This is a genomic window from Mycobacterium sp. 852002-51961_SCH5331710, assembly GCF_001665535.1.
In the GTDB taxonomy this organism is placed as follows: Bacteria; Actinomycetota; Actinomycetes; order Mycobacteriales; family Mycobacteriaceae; genus Mycobacterium.
Map to the genome: position 1 here is coordinate 23,740 of NZ_LZSQ01000089.1, position 19,108 is coordinate 42,847.

19 protein-coding genes are annotated in these 19,108 nt (G+C 68.0%); 14 read left to right on the forward strand and 5 right to left on the reverse strand.

Annotated features, from left to right (window positions below):
- Positions 1-50: 50 nt before the first annotated feature.
- From A5752_RS15305 to A5752_RS15360, 12 genes are all read left to right on the forward strand, one after another.
- Positions 51-914: a DUF5336 domain-containing protein gene (locus tag A5752_RS15305; RefSeq protein WP_067087071.1), complete on the forward strand. Its 864-nt coding sequence runs from the start codon at positions 51-53 to the stop codon at positions 912-914.
- Between the two features lie 71 nt (positions 915-985).
- Positions 986-2,419, forward strand: coding sequence for a cell division protein PerM (locus tag A5752_RS15310; RefSeq protein WP_067087074.1), 1,434 nt, complete (start codon positions 986-988; stop codon positions 2,417-2,419).
- Positions 2,420-2,429: 10 nt separating this feature from the next.
- Positions 2,430-3,059 (forward strand): phosphoribosylglycinamide formyltransferase, encoded by a 630-nt coding sequence (gene purN, locus A5752_RS15315; protein ID WP_067087077.1) that lies wholly within the window; start codon positions 2,430-2,432, stop codon positions 3,057-3,059.
- Positions 3,056-4,621, forward strand: coding sequence for a bifunctional phosphoribosylaminoimidazolecarboxamide formyltransferase/IMP cyclohydrolase (purH, locus tag A5752_RS15320; RefSeq protein ID WP_067087080.1), 1,566 nt, complete (start codon positions 3,056-3,058; stop codon positions 4,619-4,621). The genes purN and purH overlap by 4 nt, the downstream gene beginning before the upstream one ends.
- A 37-nt stretch (positions 4,622-4,658) precedes the next feature.
- Positions 4,659-5,339 (forward strand): TetR/AcrR family transcriptional regulator C-terminal domain-containing protein, encoded by a 681-nt coding sequence (locus A5752_RS15325; protein ID WP_067087084.1) that lies wholly within the window; start codon positions 4,659-4,661, stop codon positions 5,337-5,339.
- Between the two features lie 33 nt (positions 5,340-5,372).
- On the forward strand, positions 5,373-5,816 hold the full coding sequence (locus tag A5752_RS15330) for a VOC family protein (RefSeq protein ID WP_067087086.1): 444 nt from the start codon (positions 5,373-5,375) through the stop codon (positions 5,814-5,816).
- Complete coding sequence (locus A5752_RS15335) at positions 5,809-6,297, forward strand: nuclear transport factor 2 family protein (protein ID WP_067087088.1); 489 nt, start codon at positions 5,809-5,811, stop codon at positions 6,295-6,297. The genes A5752_RS15330 and A5752_RS15335 overlap by 8 nt, the downstream gene beginning before the upstream one ends.
- Positions 6,294-7,226 carry an NAD-dependent epimerase/dehydratase family protein gene (locus A5752_RS15340; RefSeq protein ID WP_067087091.1) on the forward strand — a complete coding sequence of 311 codons (933 nt, stop codon included), beginning with the start codon at positions 6,294-6,296 and terminating at the stop codon, positions 7,224-7,226. The genes A5752_RS15335 and A5752_RS15340 overlap by 4 nt, the downstream gene beginning before the upstream one ends.
- A complete protein-coding gene (locus A5752_RS15345) occupies positions 7,226-7,924 on the forward strand; it encodes a nuclear transport factor 2 family protein (protein ID WP_067087094.1) in 699 nt (232 codons plus the stop codon). The genes A5752_RS15340 and A5752_RS15345 overlap by 1 nt, the downstream gene beginning before the upstream one ends.
- 101 nt (positions 7,925-8,025) lie before the next feature.
- A complete protein-coding gene (locus A5752_RS15350) occupies positions 8,026-8,688 on the forward strand; it encodes a hypothetical protein (protein ID WP_067087199.1) in 663 nt (220 codons plus the stop codon).
- Between the two features lie 91 nt (positions 8,689-8,779).
- On the forward strand, positions 8,780-10,162 hold the full coding sequence (locus A5752_RS15355; RefSeq protein WP_067087201.1) for a sigma 54-interacting transcriptional regulator: 1,383 nt from the start codon (positions 8,780-8,782) through the stop codon (positions 10,160-10,162).
- Positions 10,155-12,131 (forward strand): vWA domain-containing protein, encoded by a 1,977-nt coding sequence (locus tag A5752_RS15360; RefSeq protein ID WP_067087096.1) that lies wholly within the window; start codon positions 10,155-10,157, stop codon positions 12,129-12,131. The genes A5752_RS15355 and A5752_RS15360 overlap by 8 nt, the downstream gene beginning before the upstream one ends.
- Positions 12,132-12,140: 9 nt before the next feature.
- Here the strand turns inward: A5752_RS15360 and A5752_RS15365 are convergent, their stop codons facing one another.
- Positions 12,141-12,722 carry a DUF1707 SHOCT-like domain-containing protein gene (locus tag A5752_RS15365; RefSeq protein WP_067087099.1) on the reverse strand — a complete coding sequence of 194 codons (582 nt, stop codon included), beginning with the start codon at positions 12,720-12,722 and terminating at the stop codon, positions 12,141-12,143.
- Positions 12,723-12,815: 93 nt separating this feature from the next.
- Complete coding sequence (locus A5752_RS15370; RefSeq protein ID WP_067087102.1) at positions 12,816-13,577, reverse strand: SDR family oxidoreductase; 762 nt, start codon at positions 13,575-13,577, stop codon at positions 12,816-12,818.
- A gap of 123 nt (positions 13,578-13,700) precedes the next feature.
- Between A5752_RS15370 and A5752_RS15375 the strand changes: the two genes are divergently transcribed.
- Together A5752_RS15375 and A5752_RS15380 are read left to right on the forward strand one after the other, a co-directional pair.
- Entirely contained in the window at positions 13,701-14,282 is a 582-nt protein-coding gene (locus A5752_RS15375; RefSeq protein ID WP_067087104.1) for a hypothetical protein, read from the forward strand.
- 95 nt (positions 14,283-14,377) lie between these two features.
- Positions 14,378-15,238, forward strand: coding sequence for an HTTM domain-containing protein (locus A5752_RS15380; RefSeq protein WP_231983426.1), 861 nt, complete (start codon positions 14,378-14,380; stop codon positions 15,236-15,238).
- On the opposite strand, the gene A5752_RS15385 is transcribed toward A5752_RS15380, so the two are convergent.
- From A5752_RS15385 to A5752_RS15395, 3 genes are read right to left on the reverse strand one after another with little or no spacing between them, the layout of a single operon-like run.
- The gene (locus A5752_RS15385; RefSeq protein WP_067087110.1) at positions 15,235-16,014 is read right to left on the reverse strand and encodes an enoyl-CoA hydratase family protein; all 780 of its coding nucleotides are present in this window, start codon (positions 16,012-16,014) and stop codon (positions 15,235-15,237) included. The two genes, A5752_RS15380 and A5752_RS15385, sit on opposite strands and share 4 nt — an antisense overlap.
- Complete coding sequence (locus A5752_RS15390; protein WP_067087113.1) at positions 16,014-17,174, reverse strand: acyl-CoA dehydrogenase family protein; 1,161 nt, start codon at positions 17,172-17,174, stop codon at positions 16,014-16,016. Before A5752_RS15390 ends, A5752_RS15385 begins: the two co-directional genes overlap by 1 nt.
- The gene (locus A5752_RS15395) at positions 17,171-19,108 is read right to left on the reverse strand and encodes an ATP-binding protein (protein ID WP_067087204.1); all 1,938 of its coding nucleotides are present in this window, start codon (positions 19,106-19,108) and stop codon (positions 17,171-17,173) included. Before A5752_RS15395 ends, A5752_RS15390 begins: the two co-directional genes overlap by 4 nt.

Sequence of the window (19,108 nt, forward strand, 5' to 3'; positions counted from 1 at the left end):
CGCTGTGCGCTAGCGTGGTTTTCAAAGCCCGCCCGAGCACAGGAGAGGTCATGTCGTACCCGCAAGGACCGCCCGGTAGCCCCGGATACCCGCCCGCGCAGCAGCCGACCACCCAGTTCTCCGCGCCGACGCAGCAGTTCGGCAGGGCGCCGGAGGCGTCGCCGTCGACGACCGACGCCGCGAACAAGCTGCCGACGTATCTGGCCATCGCCGTGGCTCTGCTGGGCCTGGCGGTGTACTTGTCGAGCTTCGCGCCGCTGTTCACCATCTCCGCGTCCGACTTCCCGGGGCTGGGCAGCATCAGCGGAAGCTCGTTCGGTCTGGTGCTCGCCGTCGCGACATCGCTCGTCGCCGGGCTGCTGGCCGGGACGACGCTGTTGCCGAGACACGGCGCGTCGACGGCGGTGTACGCCGTGCTCGCGGTCGCCGCGTTCCTGCTCATCATCGCCGAGGTGATCAACCGCCCGAGCGGCGCCGCGATCGACTGGGGTCTGTACCTGATCATCGCCTTCTCGCTGTTCCAGGCAATCGTCGCCGTGGCGGCGCTGCTGTTCGAGTCGGGCATCATCACCCCGCCCGCGCCGCGGCCGAAGTACGACCAGTCCTACGGGCAGCAGTACGGCGCCCCGGGCCCGTACTACGGCCAGCAGGGCCAGCAGCATCACGGCGGACCCCAGCAGCACCGGCCGGGATATCCGTCGACGTATCCGGGCGGTTATCCGGGCGGTCCGTCGACCGGCGGTTTCCCGGGAGCGCCGCAACAGGGCCACCAGCAAGGCCAGCAGGGCCAGCAGGGCCCCCCGACACCGCCGACCGGGTTCCCCGCGTACGGCCAGCCGCCGTCGTCTCAGCCGACGACTCAGACTCCGGCGCAACCGTCGTCCTCCCCGGAGTCGGGTCCGCCGCCTTCGTGAGGTGAGCCAGTAGTCTGAGCCGCGCGTGCGTCACCGCAGCACGGCAGCCTGACTGAGGAGCGGCTCAACCAGTGGATCAACGGCCAGTCGGCGCACGCCAGGCGCGTGAGCTCCTTCGGGTCGCGTTCGGGCCGTCGTTGGTGGCGCTCGTCATCATCGCGGCCGTCGTGCTGCTGCAACTGCTGATCGCGAACAGCGACATGACCGGCGCGCTCGGCGCGATCGCCAGCATGTGGCTCGGCGTGCACCTGGTGCCGGTGTCGATCGGCGGCGCCGAGCTCGGCGTGATGCCGTTGCTGCCCGCCCTCGCGATGGTGTGGGGCACCGCCCGCACGACGGCCGCCGCCACCAGCCCGAACGGTTCGTGGTTCGTGACGCGCTGGGTGGTTGCCTCGGCGCTGGGCGGGCCGTTGTTGATCGCCGCGATCGCGCTGGCCGTGGTCCACGACGCCGCTTCGGTGCTCACCCAGCTCCAGACCCCGCACGCGTTACGCGCTTTCGGCGGCGTGCTCGCCGTGCACGCGATCGGTGCGGCGGTGGGGGTCGGATCCCGGCTCGGCAGGCGGGTGATGGCCGACGCCTCGCTGCCCACATGGCTTCCGGATGCGTTCCGCGCCGCGGCCGCGGGCGTGCTCGCCTTGGCGGGGCTCTCCGGCGTGGTGATGGCCGGATCGATGGTCGTGCACTGGTCGACGATGCACGATCTCTACTCGATCACCGACTCGATGTTCGGTCAGTTGAGCCTGACGGTGTTATCGGTGCTGTACATCCCGAACGTGCTGGTCGGCACGTCGGCGGTGGCGGTCGGGTCCAGCGCGCACGTCGGGCTCGCGACCTTCAGTTCGTTCACGGTGTTCGGCGGCGACATCCCGGCACTGCCGATCCTGGCGGCGGTGCCGACGCCGCCACTGGGGCCGGTGTGGGTGGCGCTGCTCATCGTCGCGGCGGCTGCGGCGGTGGCGGTGGGGCAGCAGTGTGCGCGACGCCCCGTTCCGCTCGGCCCGGCGCTGGCCAAGCTCCTCGTCGCGTCCGCGCTTTCGGCGCTCACCGTGGCCCTGCTCGGCTATGCCGGCGGCGGACGGCTGGGCAACTTCGGCGACGTCGGAGTGGATCAGGCGACGTTCGGGCCCGCGGTGTTCCTGTGGTTCGCCGGAATCGGTGCGCTGACTGTGGTGATGGCGGGCGGCGTGGCCCGTAGGCCGAGGGTGCCCAGGGCCATCCTCGAGGATCACGTCGAGGACGACGACGCCGCCGACGTGGAGCCCGAACCCGAGGACGTCGAACCCGAGGACCTCGAGCCAATGGACGTCGAACCCGAGGAGCTCCAACCCCAGGACGTCGAACCCGAGGACCTCGAACCCGGGCCCGCCGACGAGGAGCCCGCCGGTGCGCCGGACACGGAAGCCGCCGGTCGGGTCGAGCCGCGGCCGAACCCGAACGACGTCGTCGAGGACCCCGAAGAGCACTTCATGGCGGACGACGACGGCCCGCCGGGCACCCATTAGGCTGCCAGGCGTGCAGCAACCCCTCCGCGTACCGCCGAAGGTTCCTGCACGGGTCGTCGTGCTGGCGTCGGGCACCGGTTCGCTGCTGCGTTCGCTGTTGGATGCCACGGCGGGCGAGTACCCCGCATCGATCGTCGCGGTCGGTGTCGACCGCGACTGCCCGGCGGTCGACATCGCCTCGGCCGCCTCGGTTCCCTCCTACACCGTGCGGCTGCGCGACTATCCCGACCGGGAGGCGTGGGACGTCGCAATCACCGAGGCCACCGCCGCACATGAGCCCGACCTGATCGTATCCGCGGGATTCATGAAAATCCTTGGACCGCATTTTCTTTCGCGGTTCATGGGGCACATCATCAACACGCACCCCGCGTTGCTGCCCGCCTTCCCCGGCGCGCACGCGGTGGCCGACGCGCTCGCCTACGGCGTCAAGGTGACCGGCTGCAGCGTGCACCTGGTCGATGCGGGAACCGACACCGGGCCGGTGTTGGCCCAGGAGGCGGTACCCGTCCTCGACGACGACGACGAGGCGACGCTGCACGAACGGATCAAAGTCGTCGAGCGGCGACTTCTGGCGGAAGTACTTGCCGCGGTGGCAGTCCGCGGCGTGACCTGGACCGGACGAAAGGCGACATTGGGATGACCGAGGGCAAGCGGCCGATTCGGCGGGCGCTGATCAGCGTCTACGACAAGACGGGCCTCGCCGATTTGGCCCGCGGCCTGCACGAGGCGGGCGTCAGCATCGTATCCACCGGGTCGACAGCGAAAACCATTGCCGCAGCGGGTGTCCCGGTGACCCCGGTGGAAGAGGTCACCGGTTTCCCCGAGGTGCTCGACGGGCGCGTCAAGACGCTGCACCCGCATGTGCACGCCGGCCTGCTCGCCGATCAGCGCAAACCCGAACACGTCTCGGCCCTGAGCGAACTGGGCGTCGAGGCGTTCGAGCTCGTCGTGGTCAACCTGTATCCGTTCGCCGAGACCGTCGCCTCAGGCGCGACCATCGACGAATGCGTCGAGCAGATCGACATCGGCGGCCCCTCCATGGTGCGGGCCGCCGCGAAGAACCACCCAAGCGTCGCAGTGGTCGTCGACCCACTGGGATACGACGGCGTGCTCGCCGCGGTCCGCGCGGGCGGATTCACCCTCGATGAACGAAAGAGGCTGGCATCGCTGGCGTTTCGGCACACCGCGGAGTACGACGTCGCCGTCGCGTCCTGGATGGGTTCGGTGCTGGCGCCGGAGCGGTCGGAGAGTCCCCTGCCGGGCTGGGTCGGCGCCACGTGGCAGCGCAGCGCCGTGTTGCGGTACGGCGAAAACCCGCATCAGCAGGCGGCGCTCTATCGCAACGACGCCGCGTGGCCGGGCCTCGCGCAGGCCGAGCAGTTACACGGCAAGGAGATGTCCTACAACAACTACACCGACGCCGACGCCGCATGGCGGGCCGCCTTCGACCACGCCGAGATCTGCGTGGCGATCATCAAGCACGCCAACCCATGTGGCATCGCGATCTCGTCGCAGTCCGTTGCGGACGCGCACCGCAAAGCCCACGAATGCGATCCGCTGTCGGCGTTCGGCGGGGTGATCGCGGCCAACACGGCGGTATCGGTCGAAATGGCCGAGACCGTCGCCGACATCTTCACCGAGGTGATCATCGCGCCCGCCTACGAACCCGGCGCGGTGGAGGTGCTGACCCGAAAGAAGAACATCCGAGTGCTGGTGGCCTCCGAGCCGCAACCCGGCGGCACCGAATTCCGCCAGATCAGCGGCGGGCTGTTGGTCCAGCAGCGCGACGAGTTCACCGCCGACGGCGACGATCCGCTCAACTGGACGCTGGCCACCGGTGAGCCGGCCGATCCCGCGACACTGGCAGACCTGAAGTTCGCCTGGCGCGTGTGCCGGGCGGTGAAGTCGAACGCGATCGTCGTCGCCGCGGACGGCGCCACCGTCGGCGTCGGTATGGGCCAGGTGAACCGCGTCGACGCGGCGAGGCTCGCGGTGCAGCGGGCCGGCGACCGGGTGCGCGGCGCCGTCGCCGCCTCCGACGCCTTCTTCCCGTTCCCCGACGGCCTCGAGGTGCTGACCGAAGGCGGTGTGAAGGCGATCGTCCACCCGGGTGGCTCCGTGCGCGACGATCAGGTGACCGAAGCCGCGGCCAAGGCGGGTATCACGCTGTATCTCACCGGGGCACGCCACTTCGCGCACTGACACCTGCCGCGCGCAAGCCGTCCCTATAGTCGTCCTGGTGAAGGCACGAGGGAGGCCCCGGCAGATCAGCCGGGAACGCATCGTGTCGGCCGCACGGACCGTGGCGCCCGAAGCGTTGACGATGCAGGCGGTCGCCGACGTCCTCGGTGTCGACCCCAAGGCGCTCAACTACCACGTGGGCGATCGGGATGCGCTGCGTGAACTCGTGGCCGTCGACGTCTTCGAATCCGAACTCAGCCGTGTTGCACTGCCCTCCGACGGTGATTGGCAGGACGTCTTGCGCGGCTACGCCGCGGCGCTGCGCGACGCGGTGCTGAAACTGGGGGTGCTGGCACCCTACTTTCGGCTGCCCGCAACGGGATTGGGCGCGCTGGCACCGGTGGAACATGTGCTGCAGGTTCTCGTCGACGCGGGATGCACGGTGGACGAGGCGGGCCGCGTACTTCGACTGGTCAGCGAGTTGGGGCACGCGGCCGGCCGGGAAGCCGTGTTGTCGGCGGGAATTCGCGTGCACCCCAACGTATCCGATGTGGCGAACGCTCTGCATGGCGCCGAAGCGGGCGACTTTCCGCTGCTGCGTCAAGTGATCGCCGACCGAGACGGCGGCGTGGGGCAATTGGAGTTCAACCTCGACGTGGTGATCGCCGGGCTGGAGATTTGTTTCTGTTCGGGAAAAAAGTCGCCGAAAACACCACGGCGGGGTCGCACCGCTGACTAGCATGGCGATGCCCGCTAGGAGGAAGGCGTCCCGTTGCCCAACCAACTCCATCACGTCGTCATGCGTAGCCATTCCGCGGATACGTTCATCGGATTCCTGACCGACGTCGTCGGCATGGAGGTGCAGCATCACTTTCGCGTCCCCGGTGACGTGCTCGAGGCGACTTTGGGCTGGCCACCATCGGACGGGGCCGACGTGACAATCCTCGGCACCGGCACAGCCGGACTCATCGAGGTGCTCGACGTTCCCGAACATCTGCGCGCCGTAGCGCCGGAAGGCCTTGCAGCACTGTCGTTTCTGACTGACGACTACGCCACCGCGCAGGAGAGGGCGCGTGCCCACACCGATGACGTGACCGTCCTCGACACCGGGATGCCGGGCGTCGACCTGTTCTTCTGCACCATGGGCGGCGTTCCGATGGAGTTCATGGGCAGCTACGAAGCCGACGCGATGCAGGCCGCGACCGGCGATGGATGACGCCGGCGCTCTTGTCGCCGTGGAGTCGATCAAGCAGTTGAAGGCGCGCTACTGCCGCTACCTGGACGCCAAGGACTGGACGGCCTGGCGGACGTTGTTCGCCCCGGACCTCGTCGCCGAACTCGGCGATCGCGTCCTCAATGGCGCTGATGAATTCATCGCCTACACCCGGAGCACGCTCGGGCGGCCAAGCCAGACCACGGTGCACCACGTGCACGCCCCCGAGATCACGCTGACCTCACCGACGACCGCGCGTGGCGTGTGGTCCCTCAACGACGTCGTGCGTCTGCTGCCCGCGGTCACGCTTCACGGTTATGGCCATTACCACGAGACGTACCGCAAGGACGATGACGGCTGGCGGTTGGCCACCTGGAGGTTGACCCGGCTGCGGGAGGATCTCGTCACGCCGTTGCTGACGTTGCACGGCGCAACCAGGCTGCGCGCCGCCGCAGTGACACTGGCACGAAAGAGGAGGCCATGACACACATTTCGGGCAAACGCGTGCTGGTGACCGGGGCGAGCGGCGTGGTCGCCTTCCCGGTGGCGGTCGAACTCGCGAAATCGAACGAGGTCTTCGCGGTCGCGCGGTTCTCCGACCCGCGGCAGAGCCGGATGCTCGAAGAGGCCGGCGCACACCCGATCGCCTTCGACCTCGCCGACCCGGACCTCTCGAAACTGCCGGAGTCGGTCGACATCGTCATCAACTACGCGGTGCTGCCGCCCACCCAAGCGACCGCCTACGAGGTCAACGCCGGCGCCGCGGGCCGGCTCGCCCGGCGCTACCGGGATTGCGAGGCGTTCGTGCACGGCAGCACCGGATCTCTCTACCAGTACCAGGGTGAGCGTCCGCTGCGCGAGGACGACCCCTACGGGCTGCACAGCTCGGCGGAGAATTACGCGGCCAGCAAGATCGCGGCCGAGTTCCTGCTCAAACATCTCAGTGTCGACTACGAACTGCCGACGGTGATCGTGCGAATCTTCTCCTTCTACGGACCCCGCGGCGGCGGTGTCACCCAGCGCATCGACCAGATCATCCGCGACGAGCCCGTGAGCGTCTATCCCGGTGTGCGCAACGTCCACACCCCGCTCTACGAGGACGACTATGTCGAAAAGACCATCGCCGCAGCGGGTATCGCGAAGGTCGGAGCCGAGATCGTCAACATCGGCGGCACCGAGGCCGTGACGACGCAGGAGTATTGCCAGATCGCGGGCGAAATCCTGGGCAAGAAACCGACTTTCGTCGAGAACAGCAAGGCGTGGCCGATCTGGGCGGACACTGCCAAGATGGTCGAACTGCTCGGCCCCAACAAGGTGTCGGTACGGGATGGCGTGCGCCGGACCATCGAATCGGCCGCCGCCCGGCTGAACACCGCCCATCATGTCATCGGCGAGCCGGCGAAGGCAGGCTGATGATCACGTTCATCGCGAATCTGCAGGTGTCGCAAGCCAACGCCGATGCGTTCGAGGAGCTGATGCACTACGTCGCGGCGAAGTCGAACGAGGAGCGCGGCGTCGTCCACTACGGCTTCGCGCGCAGCGTCGAGCGGCCGGAGGAGTACGTCGTTGTCGAGGTCTACGCCGATCAGGCCGCCTGCGCCGCGCACGGGGAGACCGAGTGGGTGCGCGAGTCGATACCGAAATACCTTCGCCTCATCGACGGAATCCCACGCATAACGCAGTACGTCAGCCCTGGCGCAGATCCGATCCCGATGGGAATGAGCGCCTCACCCCTCGAGGTCGTGCGCCGGTTCAGCGTTGCACTGCACGACGGGAACCTGGATGGCGCCTGCGGCGTCCTCGACGATGGCTTCGTGCTTCACGAGGCGGGCGGGCTTCCCTACAGCGGCGACTACCACGGTCCGGCCGGCTTCCGCGCTCTGCTGTCGGAGATGACGCGGGATCTGCAGCTGACCCGCGGCCCGATCCGGCAGGAGTCCCTCAACGACGACACCGTGGTGTCGCGCTTTGCGCTCACCTTCACGGCACGGTCCGGGCGCAGGGTGACCATGAACCTGGTCGAGATCTACCGGGTGCGTGCCGACAAGATCGTCGAGTTGGACGTCTACTATAAAGACCCATCGGCGGTCTCCGCGCTGTTGGCTACGTGACTGGGCGGCGCCCGCCTCGAAGGTGGGCTGGAGGCAGGCTTATCCAGTGAGAGGCACGTGAAAACCGCCCTCGACGGCCGGAGGCCGTTATGTTCCACACCATGGTTTCTGCGTCGCGTGCCGTCACGCTCGTGTTGGCGGCGACGACGGTCCTGATTGTCTCGTGCACCAGGGTCGTCGACGATGCCCGCGCGGTCGCCGGGGCCGACCTGACCGCGGCGGCCGACTCCGTCGGGTCCGACTCGTCACAGTGCGAAACCGTCGACGAGCCGCTGACGACGATTCCGGCCAGGAACGACAACGAGCCGGTGATGAAGATCCCGACGCCCCCGGGATGGAAGCGGACCACGCTGATGGATTCGGAACTGATCCGCTTCGCCATGCGCAATGACGAGCTCACGTCGGCGGGGTTCACCCCGAACGTCGTGGTCACGCTCGAGAGCGCGCCGGGCGCGCAGGACTCGAACCTGGTGTTCACCAACATGCGCGATGCGCTCGAGTCCGGCATCGGCGCGACGGATGTCCGTGTCAGCGAGCGCACGCTGTGCGGGATGCCCGCCCGGATGTTCGAATACCGCATGCCGACGATGGGGAACGTGGCGCCGCATCCGGCCGTCGCACTCGGCGCGGTGATGCGTGCCGAGGGCAAGACCTTCGCGGTCAGCGTCACCGCCCAGACGCTCGATCCCGATGACCCGACGTATCAACGGGACAGCACGGCCATTCTCGACGGGTTCCAGCTGTTGCCGCCGTCGGCGGGTTGAGCCGCCGCCAGCGTGCGGAAAATCTGACGAAACAACGGCGTCGACCAGCGGGGGACACGCACCGTCGCGGGACAAGTCGTAGCGTGGAGTGGTGACTCAACCCCAAGATCTACCCCGCACCGTCGGCGAGCTGAGGGCATCCGGCCATCGCGAACGGGGCGTCAAGCAAGAAATCCGGGAAAACCTGTTGGCCGCGTTGGCGGAGGGACGTGACGCGTGGCCCGGGATCCTCGGTTTCGAGGACACCGTCATTCCGCAGCTCGAGCGGGCGCTGATCGCCGGCCACGACGTCGTGCTGCTCGGCGAACGCGGGCAGGGCAAGACGCGCCTGCTGCGCGCGCTGACCGGCCTGCTCGACGAGTGGACGCCGGTGATCGCCGGGTCGGAGTTGGGTGAGCACCCGTACAGCCCGATCACCCCCGAGTCGATCCGGCGTGTGGCCGACTCGGGTGACGACCTGCCGATCGCCTGGCGGCACCGCAGCGAGCGCTACACCGAGAAGCTGGCCACCCCCGACACCAGCGTGGCCGACCTGGTCGGCGACATCGACCCCATCAAGGTGGCCGAGGGCCGCAGCCTCGGGGACCCGGAAACCATCGCCTACGGGCTGATCCCGAGGGCGCACCGCGGCATCGTCGCGATCAACGAACTGCCCGACCTCGCCGAGCGGATCCAGGTGTCGATGCTCAACGTGATGGAGGAGCGCGACATCCAGGTGCGCGGTTACACGTTGCGGCTGCCGCTCGACGTGCTCGTCGTGGCCAGCGCCAACCCGGAGGACTACACCAACCGCGGCCGGATCATCACGCCGCTAAAGGACCGGTTCGGAGCCGAGATCCGCACGCACTATCCGCTGGAGCTCGATGCGGAGGTCGGGGTCATCACGCAGGAAGCGCACCTGGCCGCCGAGGTGCCCGAGTACCTGATCCAGGTGCTGGCCCGGTTCGCGCGCTATCTGCGTGAGTCGCGCTCGATCGACCAGCGCTCCGGGGTCTCGGCGCGCTTCGCGATCGCCGGGGCCGAGACCGTCGCGGCGGCCGCCCGTCACCGGTCTGCGGTGCTCGGGGAGCAGGAGTCGGTGGCCCGCGTGGTCGACCTGGGCTCGGTCGTCGACGTGCTGCGCGGCAAGCTCGAGTTCGAGACCGGCGAGGAGGGCCGCGAGCAGGCGGTGCTCGAGCATCTGCTGCGCCGGGCCACCGCCGATACCGCCCAGCGGCTGCTGGGCGGTATCGACGTCGGACCGCTGGTGGTCGCGATCGAGAACGGTTCGGCCGTCACGACCGGAGAGCGGGTCTCGGCCCGCGACGTGCTGGCCGCGGTTCCCGAGGTGCCCGCGATCGCCGAGATCCAGAAGCGGCTCGATGCGACGACCGACGGACAGCGGGCCGCCGCGGTCGAGCTGGCACTCGAGGCGCTGTATCTGGCGAAGCGGATCGACAAGGTGTCGGACGAGGGCGAAACGACTTATGGCTAGACACGTCTCGCGGTATTCGCGATACACCGGCGGGCCCGACCCGCTGGCGCCCCCGATCGACTTGCGCGAGGCGCTCGAGCAGATCGGTCAGGACGTGATGGAGGGCAGTTCGCCGCGTCGGGCGCTGTCGGAGATGTTGCGCCGCGGCACCAAGAACATGCGCGGCGCCGACAAGCTCGCCGCCGAAGCCAATCGTCGTCGCCGGGAGTTGTTGCAGCGCAACAACCTCGACGGCACGCTGGCCGAAATCAAGAAGCTCCTCGACGAAGCGGTGCTGGCCGAGCGCAAAGAGTTGGCCCGTGCGCTCGACGACGACGCGCGGTTTCAGGAGATGCGCATCGAGAACCTGCCGGCGTCGCCGGCCAAGGCCGTGCAGGAACTCGCCGACTACGAGTGGCGCAGCCCCGAGGGGCGCGAGAAGTACGACCAGATCAAGGATCTGCTCGGTCGCGAGATGCTCGACCAGCGCTTCGCCGGGATGAAGGAGGCGCTCGAGAACGCCACCGACGAGGACCGTCAACGCGTCAACGAGATGCTCGACGACCTCAACGACCTGCTCGACAAGCACGCCAAAGGCGAAGACACCCAACAAGATTTCGAAAGCTTCATGAACAAGCACGGCGAGTTCTTCCCGGAGAACCCGCGCAACGTCGACGAACTGCTGGACTCACTGGCCCAGCGTGCGGCCGCCGCTCAGCGGTTCCGCAACAGCCTGAGCGCGGAGCAGCGCGCCGAGCTGGATTCGTTGGCGCAGCAGGCATTCGGCTCGCCGTCGCTGATGAACGCGCTCAACCGGCTCGACGCCCACCTGCAAGCCGCACGGCCCGGCGAGGACTGGACCGGCTCGTCGAACTTCTCCGGCGACAATCCGCTGGGCATGGGGGAGGGTGCGCAGGCGATGCAGGACATCGCCGAACTGGAGCAGCTGGCCGAGGAACTGTCGCAGAGCTACGCCGGCGCCACGATGGAGGACGTCGACCTCGACATGCTGGCCCGCCAGCTGGGCGAGGACGCCGCGGTCGACGCGCGCACACTGGCCGAGCTGGAGCGGGCCCTGATGGACCAGGGTTTTCTGGACCGCGGGTCCGACGGGCAGTGGCGGCTGTCGCCCAAGGCCATGCGCCAGCTCGGACAGACCGCATTACGCGATGTGGCGCAACAGCTTTCGGGCCGGCACGGGGAGCGTGACACTCGCCGGGCCGGTGCGGCGGGTGAGCTGACGGGCGCGACCCGGCCGTGGGCATTCGGTGACACCGAACCGTGGAACGTGACCCGCACCCTCACCAACGCGGTGCTGCGTCAGGCCGGGACGGGGGTCGCTGAGCGTCCGATTCGCATCACGGTTGAGGACGTCGAGATCTCCGAGACGGAGACGCGGACCCAGGCGGCGGTCGCGCTGCTGGTCGACACCTCGTTCTCGATGGTGATGGAGAACCGGTGGTTGCCGATGAAGCGCACCGCGCTGGCGCTCAACCATCTCGTCAGCACGCGCTTCCGGTCCGACGCGCTGCAGATCATCGCGTTCGGCCGCTACGCGCGAACCGTGACCGCCGCCGAGCTCACCGGCCTGGAGGGCGTGTACGAGCAGGGCACCAACCTGCACCACGCGCTGGCGTTGGCCGGGCGGCACCTGCGCCGTCACCCCAATGCCCAGCCGGTGGTGCTCGTCGTCACCGATGGCGAGCCGACGGCGCACCTCGAGAGTTCGGCGAACGACGACGCCTGTTCTGCTGTGTTCTTCGATTACCCGCCGCATCCGCGGACGATCGCCCACACGGTGAAGGGCTTCGATGAGGTCGCCGCGTTGGGCGCGCAGGTGACGATCTTCCGACTCGGCAACGACCCGGGGCTGGCGCGGTTCATCGATCAGGTGGCACGCCGGGTCGAGGGGCGCGTGGTGGTGCCGGACCTCGACGGGCTGGGCGCCGCGGTCGTCGGCGACTATCTGCGGTCGCGTCGACGCCGCTGAGCAAGGATGCTAGGCGGACTTACGCTTCTTGCGCTTGACGCCGACGCGGCCCCACAGGGAGAAGCCGCGGATGCACACGCACGGCGCCCCGGGTGAGCCCTCGCCGTCGACGGAGTGGTCGAAGCTCCCCATCACGCCGACACCGCGAAGGTCGACGTTGACCTCCGGCGGGATCAGGATGGTCTGACCGCCGAAGATCGAATACGAGTGGATTTCCACCTCCGGCGACGTGAAGTCGGCGTATCGCAAATCCAGCACACCGCCGCCAAAAAGAGCGAATGTCGTCATCCGTCTGGGCACGTTCCAGCGGCCGCGGCGCTCGAAGCCGCTCATGATCGCCAGCAGCATCGTCGACGGCGCGGGCCGGCACGGGCCGCCGCTGCGTCCCCGGGTGATCGCACCCGGCAGATCCGCGGACAACCGATCCAGCTCGTCGTAGGTCTGCGCGGCATATGCCCTGGTCAGCCGGTCCTCATACTCGTTGAGTTGAAGCCGGCCCTGTGCGGCGGCGTCAGTGAGCAGCTGTGCCACCTGGATTCGATCGGTGTCAGCAGCACGCATCGAACGGCTCCGCGACGCTGGATTGCTCATCGGATACGAGCGTACGACGAACCGTGGCACATGCAAGCAAGTAGGCCAAACTGTGCCCTGACTCGCTACGGCGAAGAATGTAGATGGCCAAACTTATTGCCGGGATGCCAGGAACTCGGCGAAGCCGACCGAGCCGACCCGGTTCTGCGGGACCAGGTTGGCGCGCGCTCTGAGCTCCCGTCCGATCCGCCCCGGAACGGGTAGCGCGAGCACTCGGCGCCGGCTCCCCGATGCCTCGAGGTACATGCGTGCCAGGTCCGTATGGGTGTGCACCGCCGGACCGCCCATGTCGGGCGCTCGCCCGGCGGGTGCGGCGTCGGCCAATTCGACCAGCCGTGCTGCGACGTCGGCCGTGTCGATCGGCTGGAAGCGCACCCCGCGGAAGGCCCACAGCACCGGCGAGTACCTCTGCAGTGCGAAGATGGTGCGGATCAGGTCGTGGAACTGAGTCGCACGCAGCACGGTGTGGCCGATCCCCGACGATTCCAGAACCTGTTCGGCGCGCAGCTTGGTGCGGTAGTAAGGCAGCGGGATGCGGTCGATGCCGACGATCGACACGTGCACGATGTGAGCGACGCCGGCCCGCCGGGCCGATTCGACGAGGTTGCGCATCGCGGTGATGTCCTTGTCGCCGGTCGGCTGCGTCGCGCAGTTGATCACGACCTCGATGCCGTCGACGGCGGCGTCCAGCCCCGTCCCCGTCAACAGGTCTGCCTGCGCCCAGTGCACGCCGGTGTATCCCACGTGGGCTTTGCGGCTCAGCGCCCGCACCTCGTGGCCCGCTGCGATCGCTTCGGGCACGACGCGATGGCCCAGCGTGCCGGTGGCTCCTGTGACGAGAACCGTGCGTGCCATCAGCAGTCAGCCTAATTCCCCCGGGTCGAGACCTCCCGTCGACGCAGCACCCCGTGGCGCCGCGACGCCGGGGCAAAAGCCACGAGGTGAATTACTGTGTTCCCGACGAAAGGGCGAGAGCGGGTGACGGTGACGCCAGACGAACACCAGGAGCAGGACCGCCACCCACGCGCGCGCGGCGCCGGCAGCCTCCAGCGGCGGTTTGAGGACTCGTCGCTGGGCAAGGCGGTCATCAGCGTGGGCATGGCGCTGTTCGTGACCGTCGGAGTCGTGTGCAACCTGCCCGACTCGCCGATCAAGCGGGAGTTGTTGCCGGTCGTCGAGCCGGTCGCGGTGCCTGCCGCGCTCGACCAGAGTTGGGCGATGTACGCCAACCCGAGCAGGCGGCAGGACAGCGTCGACGTCCAGGTGCGCTTCGCCGATGGGCAGACTCGCGTATGGAACTTCGAGCCCGGCGCCGAGGGTGTCGGTTGGTGGGATCGCTGGCTGTTGCTCAGGTATGCCGCCGTACTGAATCCCGACTTCCGCAGACAGCTGGCGCACTGGGTGGTCGCCAGACTGAGTCAGCCCGACGATGAACCTGTCTCCGTCGCGATGTTGCTGCACACCGAGACGCTGACGGCGCCGGGTGAAGAGGAGGGCGAGACACGACGCCCGACCGCTTCCAAACTTCTGTACCAAGAGAACTTGACGGGCTCGCGATGAGAACACGAAGTGCATTTCGAACACGGCTAGGCTCGTCGGTCGATCATTGGAACGATTTTTTCTTCACCGCTGAGCCGGTCTACACGCTCGGCCTTGTGCGGATCGGATCCGGGTTGGCCGTCCTCGCCTGGAGCCTGGTGTTGCTGCCCGATCTGTTCGCGGTCTTCGGGGCGGACGGCGTGACGCCCGAGCACCCCGAGATCAATTTTCAGTGGAGCGTCTTCGAGGTGTGGCCGGGCGACACCGCGCTTCTCGTCGGGTGGGTGCTGCTTTTAGTGTCGGCCATCGCGATGACGGTGGGTTGGCACAGCCGCGTGGCGGCGGTTCTGGTTTTCGTGCTGCTGCAGTCGTTTGTGCGCCGGGGCGACTACTACTTCAACGCCGGCGACTCCATTCTCATCGTCATCGCTCTGATCCTGGCGCTCTGCTCATGCGGCGCGGCCCTGTCGCTTGATCAACGCAGGCGGACCGGTTCGTTCTGGTCCGCCGAGACTAGGGCGGTATGGCCCGTCCGGTTGCTGCAGATTCAAATGTCGATCATCTACCTGGCAACGGTGCAGGCGAAGCTGGCGAACAAGACCTGGGTGGACGGCTCGGCGGTGTTCTACGCATGGGGCACCGACGGCCGATGGGCGCTGCTGCCCGCCCCGGAGTGGTTGGCCGCCAACGCGGTTCTGATCAACGTTCTGACGTGGGGCACCCTGTTGATCGAACTGGCGCTGGCGGTACTCGTGTGGAGCAGGCGGTGGCGGTTCTGGGTGCTTGCCGCGGGCGTCGTGATGCACCTGACAATCATGGTCAACCTCAACGTCGCATTTTTCAGCGTCGCGATGTTCGTGTTGTATCTCGCGTTCGTGCCATGGGAAACGCTTGAGCGTCTGCCCGGACAGTTGAGAACTAGACGGGCAGCACCGAGTTCGCGCCGGGAGCCGTCGGAACAACCGACCGTGTCTTAGGACTCAACCGAGCGCGTCCACCTCGGCTCCCGCTTCTCGAGGAACGCGAGCATGCCCTCGCGGGCCTCTTCGGAGACGAACAACTCGGCGGACTGCGCGGTGAGTTCGTCGGCATGCCGGTCGAACGACTCCAGGATGGGCGCGGTGACCAACGCTTTGGACGTCGCCAGTCCCTGCGGCGATGCCTTGGCGATCGCCGCGGTCAAGTCGGCGACGCCGGCATCGACGTCGTCGCTGGCGATCGTGACCAGACCCATCTCGGCGGCCTCCGTGGCGGAGAACTTCTCACCGGTCACGAAATAGCGGCTCGCCGCGCGACTGGTCATCCTCGGCAACAGGGTGAGCGAGATGATCGACGGCGCGACGCCGATGCGCGCCTCGGTCAGCGCGAACGTGCTCTGGCGGCCGGCGAACACGATGTCGCATGCGCCGACCAGGCCGAGGCCACCGGCGCGGACGTGCCCGTCGATGGCGCCGACCACCGGGACCGGCAGCTCGAGGATGCGGCGCAGCAGACGGGTCATCTCGCGGGCGCGGTCGACGGCCAGCTCACCCGGCTCGCGGCCCGCCGCCTCGCTCAGGTCGGCACCGGCGCTGAATGTTCCGCCGGTGTGGCCGAGCACGACGACCCGTACGCCCGGATCGGCGACGGCGTCGGTGAAGCCCTGGTGCAGCTGTTCGACAAGCGCGGTCGACAACGCGTTGCGATTGGCGGGCGAGTCGAGGGTCAGCCGGGCGACCGGCCCGTCGACGGCGTACCTGACGAAGGTGTCCATCAGTACGACCGGGGCAGTCCGAGCGAGGTCTGCGCGACGAAGTTGAGGATCATCTCCCTGCTGACCGGCGCGATGCGGGCGAGCTTCGACGCCGTCACCGCGGCGGCGATGCCGTACTCCTTGGTGAGCCCGTTGCCGCCCAACGACTGCACCGCCTGATCGACCGCGCGCACCGACGCCTCGCCCGCGGCGTACTTGGCCATGTTCGCGGCCTCGGCGGCGCCGATGTCGTCACCGGTGTCGTAGAGCCAGGCAGCCTTCTGCATCATCAGCTTCGCCAGCTCGATCTCGATGTGGTTCTGCGCCAACGGATGCGAAAGCCCTTGGTGGGCGCCGATCGGTGTCTTCCACACCTGCCGCGTCTTGACGTAGTCGACGGCCTTGTCGATCGCGAACCGGCCCATGCCGACCGCACTGGCGGCGCCCATGATTCGCTCTGGATTCAGCCCGGCGAACAGCTGCGCGATCGCGGCGTCTTCGGAGCCGACCAGGGCGTCGCCGGGCAGCCGGACCTCATCGAGGAAGAGCTGGAACTGATTTTCCGGACTGACCAGCTCCATCTCGATCTTCGTCCAGCTCAAACCCTTTGTGTCTGTGGGCACGATGAACAATGCCGGCTTGAGGTTCCCGGTCTTGTGGTCTTCCGTCCGACCGACGACGAGCACGGCCTGGGCCTGGTCGACGCCCGAGATGTACACCTTCTGTCCCGACAGGATCCAGTCGCCGCCGTCGCGACGCGCGGTGGTGGTGATGCGATGGCTGTTGGAGCCCGCATCCGGTTCGGTGATCGCGAACGCCATCGTGATCGAACCGTCGGCGATACCCGGCAGCCAACGCTTCTTCTGGTCCTCGGTGCCGAACTTCGCGATGATGGTGCCGTTGATCGCGGGGGAGACCACCATCAGCAACAGCGGGCATCCCGCCGCCGCCATCTCCTCCATCACGATGGACAGCTCGGACATGCCAGCGCCGCCGCCGCCGTACTCCTCGGGCAGGTTCACCCCGATGAAGCCGAGTTTTCCTGCTTCCGACCACAATTCGTCGGTGTGCTGATCGGCGCGGGCCTTCTCCAGGTAGTAGTCCTGACCGAAGTTCGCTGCCATGGCGGCGACCGACTTGCGTAATGCCTGCTGCTCTTCGGTCTCGACGAAACTGCTCACTGCTCTCCTTCGGCTTGGGCGAGGACTCGGGCTATGACGAAGCCGACGTCGACCTGTTGGCCGGACTCGACATTGAGTTCGGCGAGCACACCGTCGCTGGGCGCGGTGATGGTGTGCTCCATCTTCATCGCCTCCAGCCACACCAGCGGTTGGCCCGCGGTGACGGTGTCGCCGACGGCCGCGCCCACGCGCAGCACCGAACCAGGCATCGGCGCCAGCAGCGAACCGTGCGCGACCGCGTCATCGGGATCACCGAAACGCGGTACCGCAATGAGATGCACCGAGCCCGTAGGGGAGTCGACGAAAACGTCGTGGCCATACCGCGCCACCTCGAACGGCCGGTCGACGCCCGTCACAGTCAACACGACACGGGTCGGAGTCGCGGAGACGAGCGATACGCCGTCGTGTTCGGGCAACTCGAGGCCCGGCCGAGTGAACCGGTAGCGGACCTCATGTTCGGTCCCCGCGGCGTCCGTGTACCGCTTGACCTGGTGACCCGACGCCAGATTGCGCCACCCGCTGGGAGCGGCCGCGAATGCTGCAGCGTCACCGCGGTTCTGGGCCGCATCGGCGAGCGCGGCGGCCACCGCGGACAATGCGACCGTGCAAGCGTCGGTGAGCGGTGCGGCCAACGCGGCGAGGCCGTGCGTGTCGAAGAAGGCGGTGTCGGTCGCACCGTCGACGAACGCCGGATGCCGCAATACGTTGACCAGCAAGTCACGGTTGGTGCGCACACCGTGAATGCGGCTGCGCGTCAACGCGTCCGCGAGCACGGCAGCCGCCTGCCGCCGGCCGGGCGCAGCGGAGATCACCTTGGCCAGCATCGGGTCGTAGAAGATGGACACGGTCGAGCCGTCGACGATTCCGGAATCCACCCGGACGCTGGCCGGGACCTCGAAGCGGTGCACGGTGCCGGCCTGCGGCTGCCAATCCTTCGCCGGATCCTCGGCGTAGAGGCGGGCCTCGATGGCGTGCCCCCGTGACGGCGGCGGCTCCGCGTCGAGCCTGCCGCCGTCGGCGACCCGCAGCTGCAGCTCAACGAGATCGAGGCCCGTGGTTTCCTCGGTGACGGGGTGTTCGACCTGCAATCGGGTGTTCATCTCGAGAAAGTAGAAGTCCCCGGAAGCGTCCGCCATGAACTCGACGGTGCCCGCACCGGTGTAGCCGATGGCGGTCGCGGCCAGCCGCGCGGCATCGAAAAGCTTGGCGCGCATGCCCGGTGTGCGCTCGACGAGCGGCGAGGGCGCCTCTTCGATGATCTTCTGATGGCGCCGCTGGATCGAGCACTCACGTTCGCCGACCGCCCAGACGGTGTCGTGCTCGTCGGCAAGCACCTGAACCTCGACGTGGTGGCCACTGGCCAGGTAGCGCTCGCAGAACACCGTCGGGTCGCCGAATGCGGAAGCCGCCTCCCGGCGCGCGGCCTCGACCTGGGTCGACAACTCCGACAGCTCACGCACGACTCGCATTCCGCGGCCGCCGCCTCCCGCGGACGCCTTGATCAGCACGGGCAGTTGGTCGGCGGTCACGCTCTCGGGGTCCAGCTCGTCAAGGACGGGTACGCCCGCGGCGGCCATCATCTTCTTCGCCTCGATCTTGCTGCCCATCGCGGCCACCGCTGCGGGAGGTGGACCGATCCACGTCAAGCCCGCGTCGCGCACCGCACTCGCGAATTCGGCATTCTCCGACAGGAACCCGTAACCGGGATGGACGGCATCGGCGCCCGATGCCCGCGCCGCAGCGATGAGCTGATCGGCGTCGAGGTATCCGCTGCGACCCTGCAGGCGGACCCGCGAATCGGCCTCGCCCACATGCGGGGAGTGCTCGTCGGGATCGGTGTAGACGGCGACCGTCCCTATGCCGAGCCGCCTGCACGTCGCGAACACCCGCCGGGCGATCTCGCCGCGGTTGGCGACCAGGACTCGAGTGATCAT

Bases quoted from the DNA above. Each gene is read 5' to 3' on its own strand.
- A5752_RS15345 (WP_067087094.1), top strand. From the start codon at position 7,226: ATGATCACGTTCATCGCGAATCTGCAGGTGTCGCAAGCCAACGCCGAT.
- A5752_RS15360 (WP_067087096.1), top strand. From the start codon at position 10,155: ATGGCTAGACACGTCTCGCGGTATTCGCGATACACCGGCGGGCCCGAC.
- purH (WP_067087080.1), top strand. From the start codon at position 3,056: ATGACCGAGGGCAAGCGGCCGATTCGGCGGGCGCTGATCAGCGTCTAC.
- A5752_RS15365 (WP_067087099.1), bottom strand. From the start codon at position 12,722: ATGAGCAATCCAGCGTCGCGGAGCCGTTCGATGCGTGCTGCTGACACC.
- A5752_RS15350 (WP_067087199.1), top strand. From the start codon at position 8,026: ATGGTTTCTGCGTCGCGTGCCGTCACGCTCGTGTTGGCGGCGACGACG.
- A5752_RS15335 (WP_067087088.1), top strand. From the start codon at position 5,809: ATGGATGACGCCGGCGCTCTTGTCGCCGTGGAGTCGATCAAGCAGTTG.
- A5752_RS15340 (WP_067087091.1), top strand. From the start codon at position 6,294: ATGACACACATTTCGGGCAAACGCGTGCTGGTGACCGGGGCGAGCGGC.
- A5752_RS15370 (WP_067087102.1), bottom strand. From the start codon at position 13,577: ATGGCACGCACGGTTCTCGTCACAGGAGCCACCGGCACGCTGGGCCAT.
- A5752_RS15305 (WP_067087071.1), top strand. From the start codon at position 51: ATGTCGTACCCGCAAGGACCGCCCGGTAGCCCCGGATACCCGCCCGCG.
- A5752_RS15395 (WP_067087204.1), bottom strand. From the start codon at position 19,108: ATGATCACTCGAGTCCTGGTCGCCAACCGCGGCGAGATCGCCCGGCGG.
- A5752_RS15385 (WP_067087110.1), bottom strand. From the start codon at position 16,014: ATGGACACCTTCGTCAGGTACGCCGTCGACGGGCCGGTCGCCCGGCTG.